The 21,725-nt window shown below is 61.3% G+C and carries 18 protein-coding genes; 12 read left to right on the top strand and 6 right to left on the bottom strand.

The features are described from left to right. Window positions 1–906, top strand: a 906-nt coding sequence (locus SYN63AY4M2_RS09400; protein WP_099887347.1) for an RNA-guided endonuclease TnpB family protein, incomplete at its 5' end; no start/stop codon positions are given. Between the two features lie 11 nt (window positions 907–917). Here the strand turns inward: SYN63AY4M2_RS09400 and SYN63AY4M2_RS09395 are convergent. Continuing rightward, entirely contained in the window at window positions 918–1,433 is a 516-nt protein-coding gene (locus tag SYN63AY4M2_RS09395; RefSeq protein WP_011431236.1) for a MarR family transcriptional regulator, read from the bottom strand. A 384-nt stretch (window positions 1,434–1,817) separates the two neighbouring features. Here SYN63AY4M2_RS09395 and SYN63AY4M2_RS09390 point away from each other — a divergent pair, with 384 nt between their 5' ends. Next, the gene (locus SYN63AY4M2_RS09390) at window positions 1,818–3,131 is read left to right on the top strand and encodes a D-alanyl-D-alanine carboxypeptidase (protein ID WP_011431238.1); all 1,314 of its coding nucleotides are present in this window, start codon (window positions 1,818–1,820) and stop codon (window positions 3,129–3,131) included. 335 nt (window positions 3,132–3,466) lie between these two features. Here the strand turns inward: SYN63AY4M2_RS09390 and raiA are convergent, their stop codons facing one another. Next, complete coding sequence (gene raiA, locus SYN63AY4M2_RS09385) at window positions 3,467–4,042, bottom strand: ribosome-associated translation inhibitor RaiA (RefSeq protein WP_011431240.1); 576 nt, start codon at window positions 4,040–4,042, stop codon at window positions 3,467–3,469. A gap of 765 nt (window positions 4,043–4,807) precedes the next feature. Between raiA and SYN63AY4M2_RS09380 the strand changes: the two genes are divergently transcribed. From SYN63AY4M2_RS09380 to SYN63AY4M2_RS09365, 4 genes are all read left to right on the top strand, one after another. Next, window positions 4,808–6,016 (top strand): methionine gamma-lyase family protein, encoded by a 1,209-nt coding sequence (locus SYN63AY4M2_RS09380; RefSeq protein WP_206336972.1) that lies wholly within the window; start codon window positions 4,808–4,810, stop codon window positions 6,014–6,016. Between the two features lie 136 nt (window positions 6,017–6,152). Further along, entirely contained in the window at window positions 6,153–6,908 is a 756-nt protein-coding gene (locus SYN63AY4M2_RS09375; RefSeq protein WP_041438565.1) for a hypothetical protein, read from the top strand. 330 nt (window positions 6,909–7,238) lie between these two features. After that, complete coding sequence (locus SYN63AY4M2_RS09370) at window positions 7,239–7,445, top strand: hypothetical protein (protein WP_071813530.1); 207 nt, start codon at window positions 7,239–7,241, stop codon at window positions 7,443–7,445. A gap of 42 nt (window positions 7,446–7,487) precedes the next feature. Next, complete coding sequence (locus tag SYN63AY4M2_RS09365; protein ID WP_011431244.1) at window positions 7,488–7,790, top strand: TMEM14 family protein; 303 nt, start codon at window positions 7,488–7,490, stop codon at window positions 7,788–7,790. Window positions 7,791–7,873: 83 nt separating this feature from the next. On the opposite strand, the gene SYN63AY4M2_RS09360 is transcribed toward SYN63AY4M2_RS09365, so the two are convergent. Then, complete coding sequence (locus tag SYN63AY4M2_RS09360) at window positions 7,874–8,503, bottom strand: DUF4384 domain-containing protein (protein WP_041438569.1); 630 nt, start codon at window positions 8,501–8,503, stop codon at window positions 7,874–7,876. A gap of 218 nt (window positions 8,504–8,721) precedes the next feature. Between SYN63AY4M2_RS09360 and SYN63AY4M2_RS09355 the strand changes: the two genes are divergently transcribed. After that, window positions 8,722–9,159, top strand: coding sequence for a tetratricopeptide repeat protein (locus SYN63AY4M2_RS09355; RefSeq protein ID WP_011431247.1), 438 nt, complete (start codon window positions 8,722–8,724; stop codon window positions 9,157–9,159). Here the strand turns inward: SYN63AY4M2_RS09355 and SYN63AY4M2_RS09350 are convergent. The 3 genes from SYN63AY4M2_RS09350 to SYN63AY4M2_RS09340 all read right to left on the bottom strand — a co-directional run bounded on the left by SYN63AY4M2_RS09350 (window position 9,140) and on the right by SYN63AY4M2_RS09340 (window position 12,182). Further along, window positions 9,140–9,334 (bottom strand): hypothetical protein, encoded by a 195-nt coding sequence (locus SYN63AY4M2_RS09350; RefSeq protein ID WP_011431248.1) that lies wholly within the window; start codon window positions 9,332–9,334, stop codon window positions 9,140–9,142. The two genes, SYN63AY4M2_RS09355 and SYN63AY4M2_RS09350, sit on opposite strands and share 20 nt — an antisense overlap. Before the next feature lie 112 nt (window positions 9,335–9,446). Then, on the bottom strand, window positions 9,447–10,505 hold the full coding sequence (gene thrC, locus SYN63AY4M2_RS09345; RefSeq protein WP_099813323.1) for a threonine synthase: 1,059 nt from the start codon (window positions 10,503–10,505) through the stop codon (window positions 9,447–9,449). Window positions 10,506–10,658: 153 nt separating this feature from the next. Next, window positions 10,659–12,182 carry an isochorismate synthase gene (locus SYN63AY4M2_RS09340; RefSeq protein WP_168175107.1) on the bottom strand — a complete coding sequence of 508 codons (1,524 nt, stop codon included), beginning with the start codon at window positions 12,180–12,182 and terminating at the stop codon, window positions 10,659–10,661. Between the two features lie 368 nt (window positions 12,183–12,550). Between SYN63AY4M2_RS09340 and menA the strand changes: the two genes are divergently transcribed. From menA to SYN63AY4M2_RS09315, 5 genes are all read left to right on the top strand, one after another. Next, window positions 12,551–13,417, top strand: coding sequence for a 2-carboxy-1,4-naphthoquinone phytyltransferase (gene menA / locus SYN63AY4M2_RS09335; protein ID WP_041438574.1), 867 nt, complete (start codon window positions 12,551–12,553; stop codon window positions 13,415–13,417). A gap of 141 nt (window positions 13,418–13,558) precedes the next feature. After that, complete coding sequence (locus SYN63AY4M2_RS09330) at window positions 13,559–15,397, top strand: LptA/OstA family protein (RefSeq protein ID WP_099887345.1); 1,839 nt, start codon at window positions 13,559–13,561, stop codon at window positions 15,395–15,397. A gap of 77 nt (window positions 15,398–15,474) precedes the next feature. Next, on the top strand, window positions 15,475–16,653 hold the full coding sequence (locus tag SYN63AY4M2_RS09325) for an LptF/LptG family permease (protein ID WP_099887344.1): 1,179 nt from the start codon (window positions 15,475–15,477) through the stop codon (window positions 16,651–16,653). 80 nt (window positions 16,654–16,733) lie between these two features. Beyond that, window positions 16,734–19,985 carry a hypothetical protein gene (locus SYN63AY4M2_RS09320; protein ID WP_240530525.1) on the top strand — a complete coding sequence of 1,084 codons (3,252 nt, stop codon included), beginning with the start codon at window positions 16,734–16,736 and terminating at the stop codon, window positions 19,983–19,985. Between the two features lie 97 nt (window positions 19,986–20,082). After that, window positions 20,083–21,318, top strand: coding sequence for an LL-diaminopimelate aminotransferase (locus tag SYN63AY4M2_RS09315; RefSeq protein WP_099812825.1), 1,236 nt, complete (start codon window positions 20,083–20,085; stop codon window positions 21,316–21,318). Window positions 21,319–21,725 lie beyond the last annotated feature (407 nt).

Genomic DNA, 21,725 nt, shown 5'->3' with positions numbered 1-21,725 from the left:
GACAGGTCGCATACGCTGCAATTCAACGCCGGCAACTTTCGCAATGGGACGTGGTATCCGAAACTCACCCGAGGTTTGGCGTTCCGTGCATCCGAGGAGATGCCCAGAGAATGGGCACGTGGAACTGAGCTAATGCGGGTGAAAGACAGATGGTATGCCATCTTTCCTGAGCCCGTGAACGAGCAGTGTTCGTTAGCAAAGGGGGTTGTTGCGCTTGATCCTGGGGTAAGGAGTTTTCTTACAGGGTTTGATGGGTCGGGTTTTGTGGATATCGCTAAGGGGGATTTTGGTAGGATCGTTCGGCTGTGCTACCACCTAGATGATCTGCAGTCTAGGCTGAGTAAAGCGCCGCGGCCTAAGCGTAGGCGGATGCGGCAAGCGGCGTTTCGTTTGCGGGAGCGCATCAGGAACTTGGTGGACGAGTGCCATCGTAAGGTAGCGGCGTTCTTGACGGATAACTACCGATTGATATTCCTCCCCACTTTCGAGTCAGCCAAGATGGTTGCCAAGGCAGGGAGGAAGTTTGGTAGCAAGACAGCAAGGGCGATGCTCACCTGGGCGCACTACCGGTTCAAGCAGCTCCTGAAGTTTCAAGCCAAGAAGAAAAACGTGGTTGTCGTGGAAGTATCGGAAGCGTACACCAGCAAAACCTGTACCAAGTGCGGGCACATCCACACTAAGTTGGGTGGCGCAAAGGTGTTTAGATGCCCGAAGTGCAACCATAGGCTACCACGAGATTGGCAAGGCGCCCTGGGTGTTATGCTCAGGGCTTTGCGGGATACCGCCTTTCTGTTTGGACTCCGTCCGGGTAGCGCGGTCGCGTCAGCGTCGCGTAGTGACAACGGAAACGGACAGAATGCTATCGCTTCACCGCTGAGCAGTAATGCTCAGCAGTGTTCAGCGTAAATGTATCAGTGTCAATAGGACAAGCGATGGTGCGGCTCTGCCACCACCGCGGCCTCCGACTCCTCCGACAAGTGGGCAATCAGCCGATCCACCAGCTGCGACAGGGTTGCCCGTTCTTCTAAGCTGAGACAGCCGTAGGTCTGCTCCCGCAACTCCCAAATGAGAGGGGGCAAAATTTCTTTCAACTTCTCTCCGGCAGGGGTGAGGTAAACCCGCCAGATCCGCCGATCCTTGGGATCCCGCTGCCGCCGGATCAGCTCCCGTTTCTCCATGCCGTCCAAGACACCGGTCATGGTACCCCCCAACTGCTGCAGGCGCTCGCAGATAGTGGAGGTGGGGATCCCGTCTTCTTCCCAGAGGCAGCAAAGCACCACCCAGTGGGAAGCGGTCAGGCCGAAGGGCTCCAGGTAGGCCTGAAATTTCCGCCGCACCAATTGCGACAACAGCCGAAGGCGATAGCCCAGGGAATAAGGGGCCAGAATCTCGCGCCATCGCTCCAGGAAGGCTTGTTTCTCCAACTGAGCCATCGCTGAGGGTTCCCCATGGGTGGCTGAGAATGCTTAGAGCTTAAATTCTTCCATTCTAACCTTCTATAAAGAGCGGCCAAAAGCAGCTCATCATCCGTTACAAAAGCGTTACAGGCTTTACAACAAAAGTTACAGTGGAGGGTTGGGCGAGGGGCGAATCTCCCGCCAATTAGCATCAGCTAGGAACCAAATTAAGCTTGGCGTGACAGGGATCCCGCTCTTCTGTCTGAAGGAAGAAAATGCCGATTTGCCCATCTGGGGTCGCCTCGGCAAAAGAGGGGCAGTGGGCAAGGGGAAAATTTGCCAGAGCCATTGAGATGGCACTAGAGTAGCTTCAAGTTTTGCCAGCTCGTTCTCTTTGCCAATGTCTTTTGGGAGGTGAGCATGTTGTCTATCCTACAGGGGTTGAGCTCCCAGCGCCGTTTCCTCTGGGCAGGGATCCCGTTGGTTTGTTCTCTGGCCCTGGGGGCCTGCTGGAACAACCGCAGCAGTGCCGAAACCCCCTCTCAGGGTGTCCAGGCTGAGGTTACAGCAGCGGCGCAAAACCCCTTCCCCCCCATCCCCACCCCGCCGCCGCCGCTGCCTTCCCCCAGTGGCACGCCCGGCCTTCCCCCCTGGTGGCCCCGTGGGCAATCGTCGCAGTGGCAGGATTCCCCCTACGCCGTGGCCTTGTCCGGTTTTTTGCAGGGATTGGCGGCCCAAGGGGGAGCGCTCTCTCAACAGGGGATCCTGCTTTGGACAGCCGAAGGCGAGCTCTTGGCGGAGCACCTGCTGGATCGGCCTTTGCCGGTGGGGGCTTTGGATCAATTGGCCCTCAGCCTGATGGCGCTGGAAAAGTGGGGCTATGAGTATCGCTTCCAAACTCGCTTCTACACCACCAGCCACCGCTCCGGCCAGCGCTTGACGGGAGACTTGGTCGTGGTGGGCGGCGGGGATCCCTATTTCCGGGAGGCCAATGTGGCCGAGCTGGCCCGCCACCTGCACAACCTCGGCATTCGCCAGATCGACGGCGAGGTGAAGGTGGTGCCCCCCTTCCGCTTGCTGGGTCAGCCTGACTCTCTGGCCAGCGCCCGCCGGCTTGCCGAGCTCCTCCGAGATCCCCAGGGGCCCTATCCTGTGACCCTCGGCGGCTCCGGGTCAACGTTAAGGGAGCTGCCGGAGGAGATCCATTGCCTGGCCGGCTACACCTCGCTGCGCCTGGGATCCCTGCTACAAATCCTCAACGGCGGCAACGATCGGGCCATGGCAGAAGCCCTGTTGGCGGAGCTGGCAGGCAGAACAGCCCTGCTGGAGTACCTGCAGCAGCGGTTGGTAGCTCAGCCGGTTGCCCATCTGGATCCCAAACTGGCCCCTGCCCAGTTGGAAATTCGCCTTGGCCCAGGCGGGCAAGAGCTGTACCTCTCCCCCCGCGCCCTGGCCCATCTGTGGGAACATCTGCTTGAGGCCACAGACGGGGATCCCAGGCGTGTCCTGCCAGTGGCCGGGGTCGGCCACAGCCCTTTGCAGCTCCGCGCTCTGCCCCCGGGCACGATCGCCCAGGTGGGCTCTGCCGCCAACCGACTGATGATGGTGGGGCAGCTTCCGGATGGCACCCGTTTCGTCTTACTCAACCACGGCCCGGATCTGGGCGTCTTGCGCCAGCACCAGGATCAGTTCCTGCAGCAGGTGCTGGCCGTTGGGGAGCCTCTCCGCCGCTGAAGAATAGAGCCCTCTCCCTTCTCTTTTCTTCGAGGCCCTCTTGGTCGGGGAGCCACGGTGCAAACGGCTCCCCAACATCTAGTTGGCCGATCCCTGACTTTCCCCTCTCCCTTGTGGGAGAGGGGCTGGGGGTGAGGGCAGCTTTTACGATTGGAAGAAGGCGGGAATTAAAGAGGAGGGCAAAGCTGCCTAGGGCTGGCCAAGCCAAGGATCGGTCTCGCCTCGCAACTGGCAGGATCTCCTGCTGCATCACCATCTCAAGCAGCTCATCCACCTGATCCAGCAGGCGCTGCCCCTGAGACCTAAGGCAAACAAGAAAGCCCGCAGGGTCTCCTCTAGGGATGGGGGCGGATCAGCCCGTAGCCGCCGTGCTTGCGGACATAGATGACGTTGATCTCGCCGTTTTCGATGTTGCGGAACACGTAAAAATCATGATCCACCAGCTCCAACTGGTGCAGCGCCTCCTGAACTGTCATGGGAGGCATGGCGAAATACTTGGTGCGCACCACCTCAGGGGGCAGCTCTGCTTGCCGTTCTGTATTCAGAGGATCGGTGAGGGGCTGCTGGGCCACTGCCACCGAGGTTTTGGGAGAATGGCGGATGCGGTGAACGCCGTTGCGTTCTTTATATTTGCGCAGCTTGCGGGCCAGCTTGTCGGCAACGCGGTCAATGCTGGCGTAGAGGTTCTCGCTGCTTTCCTCCGCCCGGATGACGGTGCCGTTGGCGTAGACGGTAACTTCGGCAGATTGGTTGGCACTGATGCGGGGGTTACGGGCTACCGATAGATTGACATCCACTTCACTGGTGATCTGGGCAAAATGTTTGACAGCCCGCTCGATTTTTTCTTGAACGTAGCTGCGGATGGCGTCGGTAATCTCGACGTTTTTCCCTTGGATCACAAGCTTAGTCATGGGTACTCTCCCGGTTGTGTCAGTTTACACCTAAAGTTAGCGCCTCACCCTCGCAAAGGATCCCTAGGAAACAGCCCCCACCTCAGGCATGATCGCGGCCCGGCAACTTGCAGAAAGGGCTACGCCAGAAGATGAAGATCGGCTTTGGCATCGGCACTAACCTCTTGGGTTAAGTCTAAGTTAACATCTCCCCCAGGGATCTGGTTCAGGGGTTAAGAATAAATTTAGGCCGTCTTCATTTTTAAGGGATTGGGAGCCAGCACCACTTCTCAGGCAAGGAGAGGTTCCCTGAATTCGGAACTCCAAATTCAAGTGGAGAAGGTCTCCAGACTGCTCGAAAAGGGCAAACTTAGTGGCAGAACTTACACAGATAGGTTCTGCCGAAAATGCTTTTACTAAACTTAAATTCAACAGAGAGAATCAGCACTTGCTGAATCGACCTCTGCTCTCAGGGCGAGCATCTCCTTATTGTTTATTGCTATCTTTTCTCTTTTCTCCTTACAGAACTTGTGGCCATTATACAACCTGGTGAGCCAGGGTGCTTTTTCCAGCTCAGACAGAGACTGAAAGGGAGAATGAAGAGATGTTGACTGAAGTTAAGCTTTTTATAAGATAGGGATCCCGTAGAAATATCGTTACCAAGAGCAGGTCTGAAAAGCCGTTTTTGGCCTCTGTGGCCGACCTGCTAGCCGGAAGGCCGGTTTGCTTAGAAGAAGTGGGGTGGACCCGGTGGTCAGAGAGATCTCTTGGAAAGCGAAGGAGCTTTTGGACAAAGCAGAAGCAGCTTTGCAGGATCAGTTTCAGGCGATAGATAGGGTCCTTAGGGAGAACCTGGCGCGGGTGCTGCAGGCCTTCCGCGACCAGCAGGTGGGATCCCATCACTTTGCCGGCGTATCGGGCTATGGTCACGACGACCGGGGACGAGAGGTTTTGGATCGGGTGTTTGCCCAGATCATGGGCTGTGAGGCGGCGCTGGTGCGGCTGCAAATGGTGTCTGGCACCCATGCCATTGCCTGTGCCCTGTTTGGCGTGCTGCGGCCGGGGGATGAGCTGTTGGCCATCACCGGCCCCCCCTACGACACTCTGGAGGAGGTGATCGGCCTGCGGGGATCGGGGCGGGGATCCCTGCGGGAGTTCGGCGTTACCTATCGTCAGTTGGATCTGCGGGAAGGAGATGTCGATTGGCAGGCCCTGAAAACGGCCCTCAAACCGCAAACCCGCCTGGTTCACATCCAGCGCTCCTGTGGCTATGACTGGCGTCCCAGCTTTTCCATCGCCCAGATTGCCGAGATGATCCAGATCGTCAAGGCACAAAACCCGGAGGTGGTGGTCTTGGTCGATAACTGCTATGGCGAGTTTGTGGAAACCCAAGAGCCCACCCACGTGGGCGCAGATTTGATTGCTGGATCCCTAATCAAAAATCCAGGCGGCACCCTGGCCCCGGCGGGGGGCTATGTGGCGGGGCGGGCCGAGCTGGTGGAGCAGGCTGCCTGCCGGCTGACAGCGCCAGGGATCGGCTCGGAAGGGGGAGCAACTTTCGATCTCAATCGCCTGCTGTTCCAGGGGCTGTTTTTGGCTCCACAGATGGTGGCCGAAGCGGTCAAGATCGCCCATCTGGCCGCCCAGGTGTTCCACGATCTGGGCTATCCTGTTTCCCCGTCACCCCAGGTGTCCCGCACCGACATCATCCAGGCCATTCAACTGGGATCCCCGCAGAAGTTGCAGGCCTTTTGCCGCGCTATCCAAAGCAGCTCGCCAGTGGATTCCTACCTCACCCCGATCCCAGAAGTGATGCCCGGCTATGCCGACCCGGTGGTGATGGCGGCGGGCACTTTTGTTGCCGGCAGCAGCGCCGAGCTCTCCGCCGATGGGCCAATGCGCGAGCCCTACATCGTCTACTTACAGGGGGGGACCCATCTCAGCCACGGGCGGTTGGCCCTAGAGGCCGTCTTGCAAGCTTGGGATGCTCTGTAAATTGCCGTCCCTGGCCGGGCTCCGCCCAAGGAGTAGAATTGAGTCTGTGGTCTCCATTCCCTCTAGACGGATCCTCGTCGATTGGATGTCGAGCTTATGTTCTAGTTCTGGGTTTTTCCTCGGTTGGGGATCCCGTTTGGCCCTTGCTTGGGTGGCTTTGGGGTTGGCCAGCGGCTGTCGGCTGTTGAACCCCGTGGGAGAGGGGAGCACACAAGTGGGAGCCGCCTTGACTCCCTCTCCCCTGTGGAGAGGCAGCCAAACCCTGACAGGAACTCTTGAAGGGGGGGACGAGGTCAGCCCCCAGTACGGCAGCTACTGGGATGGGATCCCTGTGGCCGCCGAGGCGGGCCAGATCCTGATCGCCGCCCTGGAGAGCGAAGACTTTGACCCTTACCTGGAGCTGGTGGACGGCCAAGGGCGGGTAATCGGCTTTGACGACGACTCCGGCCCAGATGTTAATGCCCTCTTGGCGGTGCGGCTGCTGCAGGAAGGCACCTACACCTTGCGGGCCACAAGCTTCAAGCCGGCATCCACTGGCACCTACCGGCTGACCTACCGGCTGGCCCAGGTCGATTGGCAGCAAACGGTGTCGGGCCGTCTGCAGAAGGGATCCGCCCAACACCCTGAAGACGGCAGTTGGATGGAAGAACACCCCATCGCTGCCCGGGTCGGCCAGATCCTACTCGCTTCGATGGCCAGCTCTGATTTCGATGCCTTTTTGCAACTGTTGGACCCGGAGGGAGAGGTGATGGCTTGGGATGACGACCAAGGCGGCGGCAGCGATGCCCTGATAATTGCCTTTTTGCCTCGCAGCGGCGCCTACACCCTCCGGGCCAACACCCACAAACCAGGAGAAGAAGGAGCCTATGGGTTGCAGTACGCCCTGCACTAGCGTCCAGGCCTGCCAAGCTTCTGCGCCTTCCCTGAGAAGTTTTGGCCGGTCTGCCTGTAAGCCTTTTGATGCCGATGTCGAGATTGGGCAAGAGTCATTATTGCTTTATTTTATTAGCGCTGGAAGCTTCTGGTTCAGAGCCTTCTGAAGCAGGGTTGGTTGGGGTTTGCTGAGGTTTATGGGAAAGCATGACATCTTATCCTAAGTTGTGACGGAGCTGAAATGTTGCCTTCATGGACAGGGCGTTTTCCCTAGAATGGGATCGATGGCCTAGACCCCTCTTTCTCTTGCACTTTCGCAGTTCAGCCCTTACCCTACACAATGGATGCCATGACCCCTGAAATGGTACGCCAGTTCTGGTCTTTGGTCAGCGAGATCGGCAGGCCAGATTGGCTCAATCAGCGCGACGATGACTTGGTGAATCTGCTTCTGAGTGCTTGCCAAAAAAAACATGCCCTCAGCAACGTCGATGCCTCAATTCTCAACCGCTACATCAGCATCCGCCTGCCCTTGATTCGTGAAATTGTTGTCGACTAGACCGAGCTAGGGGGGTTTTTCCCAGCCATGATGGCCGCACAGATGACTTTGCTCGTCTATGGAGCGCTGCTTTTGCTAGGCGGGGTCGTCGGCTATGTGAAAGGCAGAAGCTCCAAGTCGTTAATTAGCGGCCTGGTGGGGGCCGCCCTCAGCGGCGTCAGCTACGGGCTACTGGGAACAGATCCCCGCTGGGGGCTGGGTCTGGGCTTGGGGACGGCGGTGCTGGGATCCCTTCTCTTTGCCCTGCGCTACCGCAAAACCGGCCAATTTCTGCCTGCTGGTCTAATGCTGGTGGTGAGCTTGGCGGCTGTTCTTCTCCTAGGCCTCAGCTTCGGCTCGGTCTAGGCCGGCAGCGGCAAGACAAGCCTGCTTGGCTGTCGGTTCCAGACTCTGGGATTAGGGCGGGTCTGGGATCTCCATTGCCGGGGTCACCACGGTGCAACCCGATAGAAGCGAGTGGTGGTCACCCACTCGGTGGCAGGGATCTCCTCGACGACGATGGCGCGGGCGATGGCATCGCCCAGTTGGGATCCCCGTACCCGTACATTGGCAAAGGAGCCACCCTGCTTAAAAGAGGCAATCTCCTGGAAGTTGAGGGGACGGAGGGAGGCCACCGCCAATACTTGGGCTTGGCCAAAGGGCGGGGCGATGGTCAGGCGGTAGCGGGCACCAGGGGGCGGGAAGGTGCGCGCTTCGCCGGCCCGCAAAAACTCGTTTCCACCCGAGAAGCGGTTGGGCAAAATCAAATGGGTGCGGCCATCGGCTTGGATGCTGAAGAGGTAGACGTAAGCGTCGCGATTGGTGCTCACGGTAATGGCAATCGGCTCGCCGGGCCGGTAGATGGGGTTAGAGCCGCGCCGATCCAGCTCCAGGTTGACCTGCAAGTTGGAAGGCACTGGGTTGACGATGATGGAGCGGGTGCCGGTTTCCAGCCGATTGTCGGCCAGTTTTAGCCTTTGCAGCGGGGGGTAGAGGCCCAGGGTCTGCGGGAAAACGGCGGTGGCCGGAGCCATCGACAGCCCCAAAGCCAGCGGCAGGAAGACCAGTTTGGCGTTCATAGTTCACACCTGACAATCAGTGGCTATGTTCATCCTAGGAAGGGGCAGAGTTCGACCGGAGCAGGCTTCGCGCAGTCTCAGATCTCCTGCTGATGCAGTTTCCCCTGCCGCAGATGGCAGGCCCAGGGGGGAAAAGGCGCTGAGAAAACTGGGAGATCCTGTCTGGAAAGGGCTAAGCTGCAGATTGGGGATCCCTCGACTCGAGCCCAACCTTGCCTATGGCCGGCGACAGTTACCAAGAAGGCATTGCGGCGGTTCAGGCAGGCGATTTTCCGGCTGCCATCCAGGCCTTTCGCCGGGCAGTTGCCGAGGATCCCGCGCACACCGAAGCTCGCTACAAGCTGGCCTGGGTGCTGGGCATGAGTGGCTATCTGGATCCGGCACTGGCCGAGCTGGAGGCCGTGTTGGCGGCAGATCCCACCCATGTTGCAGCCCACTACAACCGGGGAGCCTTGCTGTTGCAAAAGGCTCAACTGGAAGCAGAGGTGGATGGACAACTCGATCTCGAGGTCCTGCGGCAGGCCGAAGCGGCTTTTCAAACCGTGATGCGCTTGGATCCCAACGATCAACGGGCCTATGCCTTTCTCACTTTGGTCAGGCGAGCCATCCGCAACTATCAGTCGCCCGCGCAGCCTTCTAGCCGCAGTGACGAGTAAACCCCTGCACCAGGACTTCCAGGGGGGGAACGCCGGGATCCCCCAGCTCGGCTGCCACTTCTTGAGAAACCTGTCTCACCACTTCCGCAGGCAGTTGCAGCTTGTCCACCAACTGCCAAAAGTCCTCTAGCTCTTCCCAATTCAGCCAAGGCTCCTCTACGGGCGCTGGCGGCAATTACCAGGTAGCCCACCTGAGAAGGAGACGCCTCTCGGCTTCGTCGCCAACTTGAGCCAGCACCCCATTTATCCAGGGGTACTACCAGGTGGCACAACCACGACCAGCGGCGCTAAAAGCCCATCAGGCGGGCTACAGCAGCCAAATCGGGGGCTACTCCTGTGTGGATGGCGGCGGATCCCTGTTGGGCGGCCGTGTCGGGATCCTTAAGGCCGTTGCCGGTGAGCACGCACACCACCTGGGCGCCGGCAGGCACCTGATCCCGCCATTTCAGCAATCCAGCCACTGCAGCGGCACTGGCCGGCTCGCAGAAGATCCCTTCCTCCGCCGCCAGCAGACGATAGGCGGCCAGGATCTCCTCGTCGGTTACACTATCCACCCGGCCACCGCTGGCCTGGACTGCCGCCTTGGCCTTCACCCAACTGGCAGGGTTGCCGATGCGGATGGCCGTAGCCACCGTTTCCGGGTGTTCCACCACCCGGCCCAGAACGATGGGAGCGGCGCCGGCAGCCTCAAAGCCGTAGAGACGCGGGCGGCGGCTAGCCTTGCCTCGCTGGTAGTAGTGGCAAAAGCCCATCCAATAGGCGGTGATGTTGCCGGCGTTGCCCACCGGAATACAGAGCCAATCGGGGGCATCCCCCAAGGCATCCACCACCTCGAAGGCGGCGGTCTTCTGCCCCTCCAGCCGAAAGCGGTTGACAGAATTGACCAGTGCTACCGGGTAGGCTTCCGCCAGTTGCCGCACCATAGCCAGCGCCTGGTCGAAGTTGCCCTGGATGGCGATGATCTCGGCCCCGTACATCAGGGTCTGGGCCAGCTTGCCCTTGGCCACATAGCCATCTGGGATCAGCACGTAGGCCCGCAGGCCCCCTTTGGCCGCATAGGCAGCGGCTGCTGCCGAGGTATTGCCGGTGCTGGCACAGATGATGGCCTCTGCCCCCGCCTCTTTGGCTTTGGACACTGCCATGGTCATGCCCCGATCCTTGAAGCTGCCGGTGGGGTTGAGGCCCTCCAGCTTCAGGTAAACCTGGCAGTCTCGCCCCAGCCGTTGGCTCAGCGCGGGAGAGGGGATCAAAGGAGTATTGCCCTCATGCAGCGTCACTACGGGGGTGCTGGAGCTGACGGGGAGCCAGTCCCGGTAGTGCTGGATCAGGCCGGGCCAGAGCCCCACTTGCGCGCGGGATCCGGCCGTACGAGAGGAATGGGTGGGATTCAGGGTCACCATGCTGCCGAGCAGTCGAGGCCAACGGAAGGGCCAGCTTCTTAACTGTAACCGTTTGCGAAGCAGTTGGAGCAGCTCTCTCCCCTGCCGGATCGAGAGGATCTAGTCGGGCAAGGGCTGCAAGGCCAGCGCCTGGGCCAGAGAATGCAACTTGAGGCGGATCTCGGCCAGCTCCTGGGCGGGGTTGGAATCGGCCACGATGCCGGCGCCGGCATACAGGCGGGCCCGCTTCCCCGCGATCAAAGCCGAGCGGATCCCAACCACCAACTCGCCATTGCCCTGCAAGTCCACCCAGCCCAGCGGGGCGGCATAGCTCGAGCGGTCAAAGGGCTCCCACTGCTCCAGCCACTGCAGCGCCGCCTGCTGCGGATAGCCTCCCACCGCTGCGGTGGGGTGGAGCTGGGCCAACAGGTCGAACAGATGCACCTCCGTAGGGAGTTCGGCCTCGATCACCGTTTGCAGATGCTGGATGTTGGCCAAACGGCGCAGCCGTGGCTGAGGGGAGATCCGGGGCTCCATCCCCAGCCGGCCCAGAGCCTCTTGGATCGAGCGCACCACCCACTGGTGTTCGCGGCGGTCTTTGGGGCTGCGGAGCAGTTGCTCGGCCAACATGCGATCCTGGTGGCCGTTGGCGCCGCGGGCGACGGAGCCGGCCAGCGCATCGATCTGCACCCGGCCCTGCCACACCGACAGTAGCCGTTCTGGGCTGGCTCCCAAGAAGATCTGGGGAGGAAAATCCCTCTGGCTTTCCAGGGCAAAGGCGAAGACGCTGCAATCGGGGTGATGGGCCTCCAGATAGGCCAGCAGCGAAGGGATCGGGGGAGGGGAGGGCAACGCCAGATCCACAGCCTCTGCCAGCACCACTTTTTCCAGGGATCCCGCCTGAATCGCTTGCAGGGCTTTTTGAATGCGAGCCAAGAGAGGTGTTTCCGCTACCGCTACCGGTAGAGGGGGCTGCAGCTCCCAACCGGGCAAGGGAGCCTGGGAAAGACGCTGCATGCGGGCAAAAAAAGCGGCAATCTGACCAGCCAAGGCCGCCGGGTCGCTTTCGGGGCCGACTTCTAGGTTAAGCCGCGCCACCGTCAGCTCCCCCCCCACCTGCAACAGTTGCCAGCGCGGCAGGACCAGTGCTGCCCCCCCGCCGCTCCTGGGGGCAAAGCCAAAACGGCAGAAGCACAAAGGGCGCTCCTGACGGCTGCTTGGGGACTCTAGGTTGCCAGGAGCGGTGTGGACATGGGGCTGTAGGGCTTGCACAAAGGCCCGTGCCGCCTGAAATCTCCCCTCTCCTGAAAGGTCGAGCTGCCGCAGGGATCCCCACCCCAGCACCCGCACCCTTTCCCCTTGCGCCTGGTGGGAGAGATAGCAATAGCTAGAGGAGCGGTTGGGGGGGAGCAAGCCCAACTGCCGGGTCAGCACTGCCAGCGGATCTAGCCCTGAGATGGGCTGCGATAGGCTGAGAATCTGGGGGATCCCCCGCGCTCGCGCCATCTCTTGGCAGGTCGCTAGCAGGGGATCCCAGGCGTGTTCCACCTCTGCTGGCCCAGCAGAGGCGTGAATGGGCGGCCAGGCTCTGGGCCATTTCGTGCGTCCGGACCCACCCTTCCAGGGGAAAAGAGAAGAAGTCATGCGCAAGCAAAAGAGAACGATCCTACCTTGGCCGAAAACAGGACAACCGTCATCTCAACCGGCAAGGGAAGCTGCAGAAAGGCGTTTCAGGATATGAGATTAGGGGGGCAGCCGGCAGCTCAGGCTCGCCAGCGCCGGATCCCAGGCGTTTCTTTACGGATTGCAAGGTTTCTTAGCATCCTTGGGGATGGGAACAGAAGCCCCCTAACCTAACAAATACAGAGCAAACACAGAACCCAGAGAGAGCTAGATCCAACATGCTCGCACAGCCGGAACCGTCAAAGAGAACGCGCAGGAGTCCAAAGGCCAGCCCAGTACAGCTTGCGGAAAAGGGCACTTGGGAGGGCCGCTCTCGGCGACAGTTGTGGATGGCCGCCCTTAAGCCCCCCATGTACAGCGTGGCGATCATGCCCATCTGGGTGGGATCCGCCATCGCCTACGCCCAGTCAGGGGCGATGGATGTGGGGGTTTTGGCGGTGTTTCTGGGGGCCGCCATCTGTCTTTTGGCTTGGGTCAACATCAGCAACGACGTGTTTGATGCCCAGACGGGGGTGGACAAAAACAAGCTCCACTCGCTGGTCAGCTTGACGGGCAGGCCGGTTCAGGTGTTTTGGGTGGGCAACGCCTTTTTGGCTTTGGGGCTGGCGGGGATCCTGTGGCTGAGCTGGCGGCAATCGGATCCGACGGTGCTGCTATTGGTGCTGCTGGCCTGCGGGCTGGGCTACGCCTACCAGGGGCCGCCCCTGCGCCTGGGCTACTACGGCCTGGGGGAGCTCCTCTGTTTTTTGAGCTTCGGGCCGCTGGCGGTTTTGGCCGCCCACTACAGCCAAAGCCAAAGCTGGTCGCTGCCAGCCCTGGCGGCCTCACTGGTGGTGGGGATGGTCACCAGCTTAATTTTGTTTTGCTCCCATTTCCATCAGGTGGAGGACGATCTGGCTGCCGGCAAGCGCTCGCCGGTGGCCCGCCTGGGCACTCGGCGCTCCGCCCGTCTCATCCCCTGGATCTGCGGCAGCATTTTTGGCCTGCTGCTGCTGTTTGTCGGGCTGGGGGCTTTTCCGGCTTGGACGTTGCTGGGTTTTGCCGGGATCCCCTTTGCGGTGCGGCTATCCCGCCTGCTGGGGGCCTATCACGACCAGCCGCAGCGGATCAGCCATTCTAAGTTCATCGCCGTCGGCCTCCACTTTTGGCTGGGGCTGTTTCTGGGGCTGGGCTTTATCCTCAGCCGTCTGGGATAAGCCAGAACCCTAGAGGTGATCGGGATCCCGCCGAGGCGGCCCGCAAATTGCGATAAGCTACAGCCTAGTGTGCCGGCTTGGGTGTTGGCCCCGCTGGGGCTCATGGGTTAGGGATCAACGTAAGGCAGCGGCGAGAACAGGATGCGGCGATTTTTCAATTCCAACCTGGGGGTGGCGCTCTTGGGAACCGGCCTCTTGGCTGCTCTGGTTGCCTGGGCCTTGTCCATCGACATCGAAGAGGTAAAGGTGGAGCCCCTTCCCCCGGATCAGCCCCTTTCCGTCAGCCGCAGGGTAGATATCTTGGGTCGTCGAGGGGGCCAGCGGCGTTGGCGTCTCATCGCCGACCAGGTGGAGCTAAGAGCTGGACAACAGGTGTTTGAGCAGGGGGCGCACGGCTACTTCTACGGAGATGGCGCCGACCGCCAAGAAGAGGTGCCGGATCCCTTTTTTGCCAGCAGCGAGCGGATGATTTGGCAGGCCAAGCGTGCCCGCTACAACGCCACCGCCGACGCGTTGTATCTGGATGAGGGGGTGGAGGTGAGAAGCGAGGATGGCAGCCTGCTTCTGACCCGTGCTCTGCGAATCACCCCCGAAGAGCGCATCGAGGTGCCGGAGGCCTTCACCCTCAAAGGGCAAGAAATGATCCTAGAGGGCCGCTCCGGCTCGTTTAACTTCCAATTTGCCCTCCTCAGCGCCCAGCAGGGCAAGCTAACGGTGTTGCCCTTGGATTCGGAGTCCTCACGCCCAGCAGCCGCGCCCATGAGCGACCCGACCAGCGCTGGGGCGGATCCCACTTTTACCATCATCACCGCTGACCAGCTCACCTACGACCGGGCCAACCAGGTGGCCGAAGGGAAAGGGAACCTGCGCATTCGCGAAGGCGGCCTCGAGATTCGCGCCCCTCAGGGCACCTACCTGCGCCGACAGGCCCAGAGCATTCTCTCCGGCGGCGTGGTGTTGCAGGAGGTGGCCGATGTCGGCAGCCGGGATCCCCTCTTGGCGGATCTGCGCTTGGCCCAGGCTGATCCCCAGGCGACCCCAGCCCAGCAGGATCAGGAGGTCACCATCGTCGCCGACCGCCTCACCTACGACCGCAACACGCAAATTGCTCGCGGGGAAGGCAACCTGGAAATCCGCCAGGGGGAAACCATCATCCAGTCGGCCCAGGGCACCTACCGCCGCCGCGAATCCCAAAGCCTGCTGACGGGGGGGGTTACCCTGCGCGAGCCTGGGCGGGTGCTCACCTCCGCCCGCTTGGAGGGCAACCACCGCGACAAGATCTTCTTTTTTGAAGAAAACGTCCTCTACCGGCAGATGGCCACCTCTACCCCAGCTCCTGGCGGCGGATCCCTGACGGAGGAGCTGCGCCAAGCCGAAACGGAAGTGCGGGCCGCCCGCCTGGTTTACAACTCTCGTACCGGCACCTCGGAGTTTAGCGAGGCCGTCGAGTTCATCCAGCGGGGGCGCAAGGCCAAGGCCAACCAGGCCACCATTACCCCTGAGAAGGTGGAGCTGCGGGGAGAGGTGGTGATCGAGCAGATCGAGGGGGACTGGCTGGCGCGGCGTCTGCAAAACCCCCAGACCCAGGCCGATGTGGACCAGCCGACGGTGATCTACGCCGACCGGGTGGAGATCGATCAGGCCAGCGGCGATGCCCGCTTCTTCGGCAATGTGGTTATCGTGCAGGCCAACCGCGCCATCGAAGGGGATCGCGCCGAGTACTCCGACCAAGGGCAGATTTTCAGGATCACCGCCGACCAGGCTCCCGTCCTCCTCTGCGATCGCGGCGAGCTCAATCCGATTCCCCGCGAGAGCACTGCACCGCTGCCCGGTCGCGATGCTCTGGATCAGATGTGCCGGGGCGCCAACCGCCTCAGCGGCAGGCTGGTCACCCTGAACTTGGAGCGGGATGAGTACACCGTGGAAGGGGACGAGCAGCAGCAGGGGATGTTTCAATTCCGCATCACCGACGCCCTCTGACGGGATCCCAGCGGAGCTGGGGGTCGTCTGGATCTCTAGAGCTGGCTGAGCTTGTGCACCTGAGGTAACAGAGCCACATGACCATCCCACTGGCCAAGGGTCAACGGCGCCGAACTTCTGCCCAGACGGGGAGCTTTTGGGGATCCCTGAAGTTGGGGGGCTTTTTTTTGGAGTTTTATCTCTGCAAAGAGATGATCCGCCCCTTCTTTTTGGGGGTGGCGGGGGGCACGGTGATGATGCTGGGCAACCAGCTTTTTATCTACGCCGATTTGCTGGTGAAAAAAGGCGCCCCTCCCCTGACAATTTTGCACATTCTCCTCCTCAACTTGCCCGCCATTTTGGTGGTCACCTTCCCCATTGCCGGCCTCTTTGCCACCCTACTTACTCTGGGCAGGATGGGAGCTGACAGCGAGATCACCGCCCTGCGGGCCGCCGGGATCCCCTACCGCAAGGTGTTGATTCCGGTGCTCTGCATCGGCCTGCTGGTCAGCGGCCTGGCGCTGTTGACCAACGAGGTGATCGTGCCAGAGACCAACCAAAAGGTGAAAACCCTGAACACCAACCTCATCCTGGCCCAGGATGCCCTTCCGTTTGACTCGGAGGAAATTGTGCGGGTGGACGACGACCTCTGGTTTCATGTGGGATCCATCGACCCGAAGACCGGCTGGATGCACGATCTGCTGATTTTGGATCGCAAGGCCGAGACCGGCCACCTGCGCTACCCACAGGTGATCTCGGCCCAAACGGCGCAGCAGGTGGGCCAAGCCTGGCACCTGCAAGACGTGGTGATCCGTCGCTACGACGAGCGGGGGCGCACCTACTACGAGGGCCAGGTGGCGGAGATGGAGCTGAACATCGTCAACAAGTTGGTGGGCCTGGTGTACGCCGAGAAGGTGCCCCAGGAGCAACGGGCGGCAGAGCTGTGGGAGCAGTGCCAGCGATATCGAGCGGAGCAACGTCCTTCTGCTGATGTGGCCCGCTGCCTGACGGAGTACCACCTCAAGTTCGCCATTCCCTTGGCCAGCTTTTTTGCCATTTTGGTGGCTGCGCCCTTGGGCCTGCAGACGGTGCGCCAGACCGGCCGCTACGGCAGTGTGGCGCTGGCGATTGTCCTGGTGTTTATTTACTATGTACTGATGAGCCTGGGACGCGCCATGGGCCGAGTTGAGCATATCGATCCCTGGCTGGCCGCCTGGTTGCCGAATATGATTTTCGGTGGGGTGGGCTTCTCTCTACTGTGGCGGTTTTTACGGTGAGATCCGGCAACTTCCCGCAGGGCTTCAGCCCTTGGGCAAAATGGTTGGCCCTGTGCTGGGGCAGCTCCTTGTGGTTGGGGATGGGGGAGGCCGTCTTTGCCCAGTTGGATCCCCTGCCCACCAATCTGGAGGGCTATCAGCGCTTTTGGGCGGCCCAGCGGAGCCGCGATCCTGGCTCAGAGCCGGTTGCTCCCACCGGCGCCAGCCTGTTGGGGGATCCCATCACCTTGGCCGAGGCCCAATCCTCCTCGCGCCTGGCAGCAACAGCGGCTCCCTCCGTTCCCCCTCTTCCCGCCTCGGCCCCTGTTGAAGGATCCCCTCCCGAAAAAGCGCTCACACCGGAAGAGCTAAACCGGCAGCGGCTGCAGCCGCTCTTGGCCGAAGGGGCGGCGGCCCATGCACGGCGGCAGGCGCAGCAGGCCCAAGCTCAGGCAACACCGTCCTCCCGGTCTGCTTCATCGACAACGCCCACGGCAGCTGTTCCTACTCTGGACTCCCTTCGCTCCTCCCAGCCTGCAACTTCCCAAGCTGCTGACTTGCAGGTAGAAGAGCAACCTGGGCAGCACCCCAACGAAGCGAGGCGCTTGCCTGTTCCCCCCCCAGGGTCCACCGTCGAGAGCCTGGCCGCTGCTCAAGGGCAAGAGAGGCCTGGTTCGGAAGCGGTGGCGCAGCAAGTCCCGACCTGGATCCCGCAAGCCGGCGGGAACTGGAATTGGGGCGGCGCCCCTTCTTCCACCGGCACTCAGAGGGCAGCTCAAACCGGAACTGAGGCATTCACCCCCACTGCCGGATCCCTCCTTGCTCCTCAGTTGTTGGAGCGGTTCCCCCTGTTGCGAGATCTGGGCGATCCCGCCACCGGCCCAGAAGCCGCTCCGCCTGCCAGCCAGGGATCCCAGATTCGCCAGCAGCTGGCGGCCACCGCCACCGCCCAGATCCCCCTCGACCCGGCTCAGATCAACGTCAGTGGGGATGTGCTCAGCTACCTTGCCGAGCAAGACCTGGGCATTGCCGAGGGGAACGCCCAGATCCAGTTGGCCGACGGCACCCGCATCAGCGGCGAGCGGCTGTTGTTTTACCGACGGGAACGGCGCCTGCGCAGCGACGGCCCCTTCCGGATGGAACAGCCCCCTGGACCCCAGGGGCGCGGCATCCGGCAAATTGAGGGGCGCAACCTGGATCTGGACATCCCCGGTCGCAGCGCTCAATTTGAAAGCTCGCTGGTGATCTTGCCGGGGGAGGAGCCGGGCACCAAGGTTTTTGTGCGCAGCCAAGAGACCACCGCCCTGTTGGGGGATCAGATCTTTTTCGAGAGGGCCACCGTCACCACCTCGCCGGAGCCGCCCATTACCCACTACGTACAAGGGGATCGGGTGGAAGTGTTTCCCGATAACCGGGTCATCGTTTACGACGCCCGCGTCTTTGCCGGCGGCGAGCTCACCCCAGAGGGCGATCTGCGGGCGGGACTGCAGGTTGCCTACTTGCCCCTTTTTATCTACAGCCTGCGGGATCACCAGTGGGTGCTGCCGGGACGCAGCGAGGCGGAAGGGGTGTTTGTCAAGTCCAGTTGGGCCTACCGCTTCGACGAATACAACTTCGGCGGCCTGCGGCTAGATGTCCTGCAGAAGAAAGGCCTGGGCATCGGCTTTCTGCACGACTACATCCTCCCCATCCCCGACAGCGTCAACTACGGGCGGGCCCAGTTTTACCTGGTAACCGAGGCCGACCAGCGGCGCTTTTCCAGCCGCCTCCGCCTCGACCACAACTTCGACTTCTACGCCGCCAACATCCTCGGCCAAGAAGGCCAACTGTGGGGCCAGCTCAACCTCAACCTGGACAACACCTACCGCCCTGCCGGCGGGCGCAACGACAACGCCGATCTCCGTCTCAACGCCACCTTTCAGGGGGATCTCTCCACCACCACCCTCAACATCAGCCGCACCGGATCCCAGGAGAACGGCACCTATAGCTTTCCCCTCACCCTCAGCCACCTCCAGCGCTATGGGGGCATGCCTTGGCTGCAATCGGATCTGCGGCTGGACTACAACCAGCGGGTGAGCGTCAAGGATGGGCCAGACTTTGCCGACGCGCGGCTGACGCTGGGTGCCCAACTCACCCCACCCGGCTGGGGCGGCACCTATCGCCTGGCCTACCGCGCCTACAGCAGCTCCAACGGCGACACCGAGCCGCGCCGCAACTTCGAGCTGGCCTTCAATCCCGATCTCCTCCGCATCACTCCCGATATCTCCCTCAGCAGCGCCCTCACCCTGACCCAAGAGCAACAGCCGGATCGAGAAGTGGGATCCGGCCTTAACTTTTTCAATCGTTACGAGCTGCGCTCCAGCCTTCAATTCAACGACATTCAACCGGCTCCCTGGATCACCTTCATGCCCGGCTCGATCGACTACACCCAAGTCCTGTACTCAACCCCCGACCAGGAATCCACCGTCAGCCTCAACCCCCGCCTCAGCCTCAAGCCTGCCGACTGGAACACCATCGACCTGCGCTACAGCCGCACCTTCTACGGCAACAACTCTGTGCCCTTTCAAACCCTTTCCGCCAGCCCCAAGGATGTGGATCGCCTCAACGCCAGCATCAGCTTCTTTACGCCGCGCGACTTCCTGCCCAACGTGCCTCCCGGCTACCTTGCCTTTGAAGATGACCTGCCCGGCGAGCTGCCCATAGCCCTGACTTTTCCCGACGACACGCCGGAGGACTTGGAAGCGATTGCCTCCCGTAACCTGCAGGAGCTGCAGGCAGAGGTGAAAAACCTGGTGCGCCTGGACACCAGCCTTGGCTACGACTTCATCACCCAGAAGTGGGATACCCTCAACGCCAACTTCACCTGGAGCACCACCCCTGATCTGTTCAACATTCAGTTGCAGACGGCCTACGACCTGAACCAGGGACAGCTCCAACCCGTTCGTCTGGAGTATCGGGGACGCAGCAGCACCACATTTAACCGGGATCAACGCTCTGGCCTGGAGGTGTATGAACCAGGGATCAGCTACGCGCTGCAGGCGGTTTACGATCCGCGGCTAGGTCAGATCTCTACCTATGGACTGGAGTTAGATGCCACCCTCGGCACGCAGTGGCAAAACCACTGGCGGCTCCGCCTGGGCCTGACGGAGGCAGGGATCCGCCGCATTGAGGTGCGCCGCGACCTGCGGGATTTCGAGCTGCGCCTGGCCTACGATCCGCTGGCAGAGTCCCTGCGCCTGGAAGGGATCCTGGTGGCCTTTCCCAGCCGCCCGGTGGGCCTGACCCAAGAGCGGGGAGAGTTTCACCTAACCTCGCCGGTGGGCGCCTTCAGCCTGGATAGCCTGGGGCGCTAGGGCTGGCTCTGCCCTGCAGTCGGGAGGGCGGGTTGGGGCCGGCTTCGGCTACACTAAAGGGCCGACGCTCCTTTTTGCTCAGCAGCGCTGAACTCCTATGGCCAGGATCAACGACCACTTCCTCAAGCTGAAGGCTGGCTATCTCTTTCCCGAGATTGCCCGGCGGGTGCAGGCCTTTGCCGCCGCCCATCCCGAAGCTCAGATCATCAAGATGGGCATTGGCGATGTCACCGAGCCGCTGCCGGAAGCCTGCCGAACAGCCATGATCCGGGCCGTGGAGGAGATGGGGGAGCGGGCCACCTTCCGCGGCTATGGGCCGGAACAGGGCTACGAGTGGCTGCGCCAGGCCATTGCCCGCCACGATTTCCAGGCCCGCGGCTGCGACATCGACGCCTCTGAGATCTTCATCTCCGACGGCTCCAAGTGCGACTGCGGCAACATCCTGGATATTCTCGGCCACGACAACACCATTGCCATCACGGATCCCGTCTACCCGGTTTATGTAGACACCAATGTGATGGCCGGCCATACGGGGCCGGCCAACGAGCGGGGCGAATACGAGGGCCTGGTCTATCTGCCGCTGACGGCGGAAAACCACTTCACCGCCAGCCTGCCCGAGCAAAAGGTGGACGTCATCTACCTCTGCTTTCCCAACAACCCCACTGGTGCAGTCGCCACGCGGGAGCATCTGCAGGCCTGGGTGGACTATGCCCGCGCCTACAACTCGCTCATCCTCTTCGATGCTGCCTACGAGGCCTACATTACCGAGCCCGGGATCCCGCACTCCATCTACGAGATCCCAGGGGCCAGGGAATGTGCCATCGAGTTCCGCTCCTTCTCCAAAACGGCTGGCTTTACCGGCACCCGCTGCGCCTTTACCGTGGTGCCCAAGTCGCTGCGAGGCCAAGCTGCCGATGGCTCCTGGGTGGATCTGTGGAGCCTGTGGTATCGCCGCCAGTCCACCAAGTTCAATGGCGTGGCCTACATTGTGCAGCGAGGGGCCGAGGCTGTCTACTCTGAGGAGGGGCAGGCGCAGGTGCGGGCTCTGGTGCAGTTTTACCTGGAGAATGCCCGCATCATTCGTGAGCAGTTGGCCAAAGCCGGCCTCCAAGCCTACGGCGGCGTCAACGCTCCCTATGTTTGGGTAAAAGCCCCGGAAGGACTGAGCAGTTGGGAGTTTTTCGACAAGCTGCTGCACACCTGCCATGTGGTGGGAACTCCCGGATCGGGCTTTGGCAGCGCCGGCGAGGGCTATCTGCGCCTGTCGGCTTTTAACAGCCGCGCCAACGTGGAGGAGGCGATGCGCCGCATTGTCAGCGTGTTTGGGAGCTAAGTGGAGAGGGCTGGAGCCAGGGATTTTCCCCAACAAGCTGGAGAAAGGGAGATCCCTGGGGCGGTGGTGGAAGGGATCTCTTCTTTGACACTCCCACCCAGGGGATTCTTACGCAGCCCAAAATGGACTCGCAAAGGCGCTGTCAAGACGCCCCTAGACAGTCCTTTGAGGCATAACCTCAAAGTTCTGCTTACTTCGGACTTAAGTTCCTCCAGGTTAGTTATTGCCGCGCGGGTTTTGCACCGCAGTAGGTCGTTTTCCTGGAGAAGCTCTGTACTAAAAGAAGCAACTAAAGTGGCTCAAGGGCTTTTCCGCCTCGCACCCAAGTACGGGGCTACCAAGCTATCCTTTTGTGTAATGCTACAGAAAGAGACAAGCAGGGGAAGGAAACAGGCCTTGCGGGTGGG

This window comes from Synechococcus sp. 63AY4M2, from assembly GCF_002760475.1.
Taxonomy (GTDB): Bacteria; Cyanobacteriota; Cyanobacteriia; order Thermostichales; family Thermostichaceae; genus Thermostichus.
This window is presented reverse-complemented; position numbering and strand designations above follow the sequence as displayed.